The sequence below is a fragment of the Nostoc sp. DedQUE09 genome, assembly GCF_034530915.1.
Lineage (GTDB): Bacteria > Cyanobacteriota > Cyanobacteriia > Cyanobacteriales > Nostocaceae > Nostoc.
Map to the genome: position 1 here is coordinate 132,477 of NZ_JAVRCE010000016.1, position 6,000 is coordinate 138,476.

General features: G+C 43.8%; 3 protein-coding genes and 1 pseudogene. 1 reads left to right on the top strand and 3 read right to left on the bottom strand.

The annotated features are described in order from the left end of the window. The first annotated feature begins 63 nt into the window (after positions 1 to 63). Positions 64 to 1,929, top strand: a complete 1,866-nt coding sequence (locus RMY27_RS13255; RefSeq protein ID WP_322663841.1) for an ABC transporter ATP-binding protein — start codon at positions 64 to 66, stop codon at positions 1,927 to 1,929. Positions 1,930 to 2,277: 348 nt separating this feature from the next. Here the strand turns inward: RMY27_RS13255 and RMY27_RS13260 are convergent, their stop codons facing one another. From RMY27_RS13260 to RMY27_RS13270, 3 genes and pseudogenes are all read right to left on the bottom strand, one after another. Further along, a complete protein-coding gene (locus tag RMY27_RS13260) occupies positions 2,278 to 2,652 on the bottom strand; it encodes a hypothetical protein (protein ID WP_322663843.1) in 375 nt (124 codons plus the stop codon). 918 nt (positions 2,653 to 3,570) lie between these two features. Beyond that, the gene (locus RMY27_RS13265; protein WP_322663845.1) at positions 3,571 to 5,007 is read right to left on the bottom strand and encodes a hypothetical protein; all 1,437 of its coding nucleotides are present in this window, start codon (positions 5,005 to 5,007) and stop codon (positions 3,571 to 3,573) included. Between the two features lie 359 nt (positions 5,008 to 5,366). Further along, positions 5,367 to 6,000, bottom strand: a pseudogene (locus tag RMY27_RS13270) (hypothetical protein); the annotation flags it as partial.

The following is a 6,000-nucleotide window of genomic DNA, read 5'->3' on the forward strand; positions in this document are numbered from 1 at the left end:
CTTATCTAGTCGTCCATTTTTATCTGGTAGAAAAGTTAAAATGATGCTAAGAGATTGACTTTCATGACGAAAAAAGCTAGACAATCTAAATCCTTTCAACGTGCTCCTGATGCACCAGATTTACCATCAACTCCATTTAGGTTCATTTGCTATTTCGTGAACCAGTTTCGCTGGTGGTATGTGTTAATGGTAATCCTGGAGGTAATACACGCAACCTGTGGCATCATGTTGCCTTATGCTATTGGCGAGATCATCCGGGGCGTGGCGCGATCAACGGGGGACAGCAAGCCCATTTTTGATGCCATGAAACAACCCTTAATGTTGTTCATCGGCTTAAGTGTGGGTGAAGTAGTATTTGGGCGCTCGGCTGGACTCTTGCAAACGATTCTCCATCCCATCCACCGACAGCACATTGTGCGATCGCTATATGCCTACTTGCAACACCATTCGCATCGCTACTTAAGCAGCAGTTTTTCTGGGGCATTAGCACATCGGATTAGCGAAACTTCTCTGGGTGTTACCCAAACGATGCAAATGATGATTACTGAATTTATGCCAGTAATTGTTGTGTATTCCGTCGCCACGACAATACTGTATCGCGCCTATCCTCCACTGGCTGCACTCGTGGGAATATGGGCAGTTCTCTTCATCAGTATTTCGTTTTGGCTGGCAACTCGCTGCCGATTTTACTCCCGGAAAGCCGCAGCCGCCAGAAGTGAGACAACTGGCATCATTGTAGATACAGTCACAAATCTCACTAGTAGCCGACTGTTTGCTCGCTTTGGTTTTGAACGACGCTATTTGAACGAGCAATTAAGGCGCGAACTCAAACACGTGAGAGAGTCCAACTGGTACTCGGAGCGAATTCGCTGGTTTCAGTTTATCTCAGCAGCTATTCTGAAAATTAGCACACTGTATTACTCGCTTTCTCTCTGGAGTCAAGGAGCGATCGCTACTGCTGATTTCGTTGTAGCAACTAGCTTATCACTGTTGATCATCAGTGAAGCCCGCAATTTGAGCCGCCGTTTTCTGGAATTTTTTGAACATATTGGGAATGTCGCCAATGGTGTTTTCACCATTGTTCAACCCCACGAATTAGTCGATCGCGAGAAAGCGATCGCCCACTCAATCACTCAAGGTAAGATTGAGTTTCGCCGAGTGAATTTCAACTACACAGAAGAGAAAAAAGTTTTCAACAACCTTTCTGTCACTATCCAAGCGGGACAGCGTGTCGGACTGGTGGGCTTATCCGGCTCTGGAAAATCCACCTTTGTCAATCTGATTCTGCGTTTGTTCGACCCACAATCTGGACAGATTATCATTGATGGGGTCGATATTCGAGACATGACTCAGGATGCTTTACACGCTCAGATCAGCTTAATTCCCCAAGATCCGTCTTTGTTTCATCGCACTTTGCTAGAAAATATTCGTTACGGACGCTTGGATGCAACCGATGAGGAAGTAATGGAGGCTTCGCGAAAGGCTCATGCTCACGATTTCATCGTCCAAAGTAAGGATGGTTACAATTCTCTGGTGGGCGAACGTGGTGTCAAGTTGTCTGGAGGGCAGAGACAGCGCATTGTGATCGCGCGGGTAATCCTCAAAGATGCGCCGATTCTGATCTTAGATGAAGCCACCTCTAGCCTCGATTCAATTACCGAAAAAGCGATCCAGGATACCCTCGACTTAGCCATGAATGGGAAAACGGTCATCGTAGTAGCTCATCGATTATCTACCATCGTGCATCTAGATAGAATTCTGGTGTTCGACAAAGGTCGGATTATCGAAGATGGTTCCCATGCTAAACTGCTGGCACTCGGCGGCGCTTACTACAGATTATGGAAAATGCAAGCAGGTGGATTTCTACCGGAAAATCTCGACGAGATTCGCACTGGCACAGATAACATCGAAGAGGGAATGATCGCTTGATAAGTTTTGAAAGTTTGTAGTAAAGACTTTAATGTTTAGAAAATAAGGACTAAAGTCCTTACTACGAACTTGCTTAACTATTAATTGTTTAGTCTCGTTCCCAGTCTTAAGACTGGGAATGTATTCAGAGAGACTCTGCCTCTGGTCAAGAAAGAGGAGGCAGAGCCTCCCTGACTGGTTTCCAGCCTCCAGGCTGGGAACCAGTCATAACATCAAAGAAAGAATGATCGCTTGATAAGTTTTGAAAGTTTGTAGTAAAGACTTTAATGTTTAGAAAATAAAGACTAAAGTCCTTACTACGAACTTGCTTAACTATTAATTTAAACTTGACTTGATTAGTTAAGTTAATTAACTTGCAACTGCAACCGACTTTTTGCGAGTGGGACGCCTGCGGTTTGATTTTTTCTTTAGTCCAACCGCTTGGGCTTGATCGCTATCTGAACCATATTGTCCGCGTACAACTTCTTTCATAGCTAATACAGCATTGTGAAATTCCCATTCTGCCAATCGAGCAGCATCAACAGCAGCACGGTATAAAGCTAGTTTCTCAGTTTCAGCCTGTTGCAATGCCAACATCGCTTGATAAGCTTGCTGAATATTTGCAACAGAGGCATTAGAACGGCTTGTATCGTAGTTGCTCACAGTTTGCAAACCGTGGAATGAAGTAACATCTTGACTAATGGTTTGAAGACGCAAACGACGTGTTGTATCTTGGTTAGGCATATATGTATACGTGCTAAACTCTATATTTAACGTGCCCAATACAACACAATAAATAACAGTAAGGTGAAGTTTTTAGCTAACCTGTAAAGCTCTTAATTTTCCCCTTTAATTATAGATACGGTTACGGGGAGAGGATTTGAAGCTTTTCTCCAAATTTAAAAAATGCAAAGTGTAAACGCGACAGTTTAAAACAAAGATAGGGAACTCCGAGAAATAAATTATCCAATATTGTGGGGTGGGCATCTTGCCCACCATATAAGCTGGGCGGGCGAGACGCCCACCCCACAGGAGTTAATTGGATATTTTTTTTAGAAATCCCTTAGCGAAAGAGTAGATTAGCTTACAATCCGGTTCGGATAAGCATTTTTCACTTTCCTTGTGGTCTGGGGAAAGGGTTTGCGGGTAAAGGGTAAAGGATGTATTCAAAACCTTTCCCCTTTCCCCTTTCCCCTTTAACCGAACCGTATTGGATTAGCTTATGCAAGCCGATGCATTAACAAGGCCGCCGCCGCCTTAACAATACAAGCCGATGCATTAACAAGGCCGCCGCCGCCTTAACAATACAAGCCAATGCATTAACAAGGCCGCCGCCGCCTTAACAATGCAAGCCGATGCATTAACAAGGCCGCCGCCGCCTTAACAATGCAAGCCGATGCATTCACTTAACTTTGTAGTGCGATCGCAAAACGTCTCGATGAGAATCGCTTGGTGCAGACAGCATTAATTCTCGCTAATTATTAGACTTATTGCAAAAGTCAGGGTAAAGGTGAAGGGGAAAAGGGTAAAGAAACTCAAAATCCTTTCCCTTTACCCTAAGAGTGCAAAAATATATTTTTGCAAGATGTCTATTGCTATAAGTCAATCTGGTAGAGAAACAGCAAGTGCGATCGCAATAAGCTTAAAAATATTGAATTTACGTTAACAGTGTTGTTGTTTTTTGAACAGTGACAACAGCAAACACACGACTCCCATTACTACCAACGGCACTGAAGAAGCAGATTCTGGGACGGGCTGAGGGTTCTGCACAGGCTGATAATTGATGAAATTTCCTTGAATTGGGCTGAGTGATGCCAAAAGTTGCTCAATATCCTTAGATATATCAGTATCATTACCAACACTTTTAGAAGAGATGAGGCGGTTAAACGTTTGGCTACTCGATTCATCAAAATTTCCTGTAAACCCAAGAAAATTTTGACCTATTTTACCTATAAGAGAGTCAATCAGATTGTTAACATCAGTTTTTATCCCTAATGGGGATAACTTTAAACTGCTGAGATTATTGACGTTTCCAATCTTTGTGTTGTCAGTCTTTGTTAACCAATTGCCATTACCAATAATTTCATTTCCATTGGTAAAAACCCAGTTACCATTACCAATAATTGTGTTATTAGTACCGAAATCCCAATTGCCGTTTCCAATGGTTGCGTTGTCACTGCCGAAGTGCCAATTACCATTACCTAATGTTGAATTATTACTTCCATCGTCCCAATACCAGTTGCCGTTACCAAGAGTTGTGTTACTCTTTCCAAATAGCCAGTTGCCATTACCGATGGTTGCGTTGTCATTATTAAAGTTCCAGTTCCCATTACCAATGGTTGCGCTGTTACTACCAGAATCCGAGTTAAAATTACCAATAGTTGCGTTATTACTACCAGAATCCTTGTTACCTTTCCCAATCGGTGCGTTGCTCTGATTAAAGGTTTGGCTACCTGAATTAGATGTATTCCCAGTGTTACTAAAGGGTATATTGTTACCAAGGACTTCTTTCAACGGATCGAAAGGCGATTGTTGAAGCAGACTTCCAGCACCTGCGATCGCATTACCACCGCCTGCAAATGGGTTTCCACCGCCTGCAAATGGGTTTCCACCGCCTGCAAATGGGTTTCCACCGCCTGCAAATGGGTTACTTCCTCCTGCAAACGGGTTACTTCCTCCTGGAATCGCATTACCGTTACCTGCAAATGGGTTAGTAGCCCCACTTGGAATTGCATTACCGTTACCTGCCAAAGGGTTAGTAGCCCCATTTGGAATCGGATAACCACTGTTTGCAAAAGGATTACTACCTCCTGCCAATGTGTTGTCAATACCCTTGAAAAAGTTATCACCTAAAATTGACTTTAATCGATCAAATATTAATTTCTGAAGCCCACTGCCAGCATCGCCTGCAAACGGGTTAATACCGCCACCTGGAATGGTATTATTACCGTTACCTAATAACAGATTGGTATCACCCGGTAACAAGCTGCCTTCAGCAGAAAAACTGCCATTGCCAGCAAAGGAACTAACGCTGTTAGGGCCACTTACACTTAAGGGATTAACTCCACCATTAAGGGGATTGACAACAGACTCTTCCATTGGCACAAATTTTCCTATTTTTAGTTAAAAAGGTATGGGATCTTCAGTACTTCTTATACCAATTGTGAATTTGCTAAACCCAAAATCTCTTTAATAATAAAGGCTTTAATTATCTTACTGTCAAATTAGCAGAAAATGTTTCTCAAATCCTTACCTGTAAAGAGTTATAGGGCGTAAAATAGCAAACTAGTACAATAAGGCAGAAGGTACATCACAGATAATACACGCTTTTGAGCTTTATCGAATGGTATGTTTATTTGCGCCAAGCTGTACTAGCATACTATGTACTGAAGAACTCATTACTGTTCTTTTCTATTTATCTGCTGATTTTCACAAGGATTCTATTAAGCAAAGGGGATTTATTGACCACCAAATGGGGAGGTTTGTCCACTACCACCAAATGGGGAGGTTTGTCCACTACCACCAAATGGGGAGGTTTGTGCATCACCACCAAATGGTAGGGTTTGCCCACCACCAAATAGGGAGGTTTGTCCACTACCACCAAATGATGGGGTTTTTCCACCACCCAGTTCCTTGTCAAGCTTTGAGTCAACTAGGTTGTCAATAGTAACCCTCAAGTCGAACCCGTTCGGTATTTCACTTGTGCTAATACCATAGGTCTGGCTATTAGCACCAGTCAAAGGATCGCTACCACGAGCTTGATTACTACCACCTGCGGATGGGTTCCCGCCACCTGTGGATGAGTTACTACTGCCACCAGCACCAGTCAAAAGGTCGCTGCCACTACCGCGACCTGCAAATGGGTTTCCACCGCCTGCGGATGAGTTCCCACCGCCTGCAAATGGGTTTCCACCACCTGCGGATGAGTTCCCACCGCCTGCGAATGGGTTTCCACCACCTGCGGATGAGTTCCCACCGCCTGCGAATGGGTTTCCACCACCTGCGGATGAGTTCCCACCGCCTGCGAATGGGTTTCCACCACCTGCGGATGAGTTCCCACCGCCTGCGAATGGGTTTCCACCACCTGCGGAT

Bases quoted from the DNA above. Each gene is read 5' to 3' on its own strand.
- RMY27_RS13255 (WP_322663841.1), top strand. From the start codon at position 64: ATGACGAAAAAAGCTAGACAATCTAAATCCTTTCAACGTGCTCCTGAT.
- RMY27_RS13260 (WP_322663843.1), bottom strand. From the start codon at position 2,652: ATGCCTAACCAAGATACAACACGTCGTTTGCGTCTTCAAACCATTAGT.
- RMY27_RS13265 (WP_322663845.1), bottom strand. From the start codon at position 5,007: ATGGAAGAGTCTGTTGTCAATCCCCTTAATGGTGGAGTTAATCCCTTA.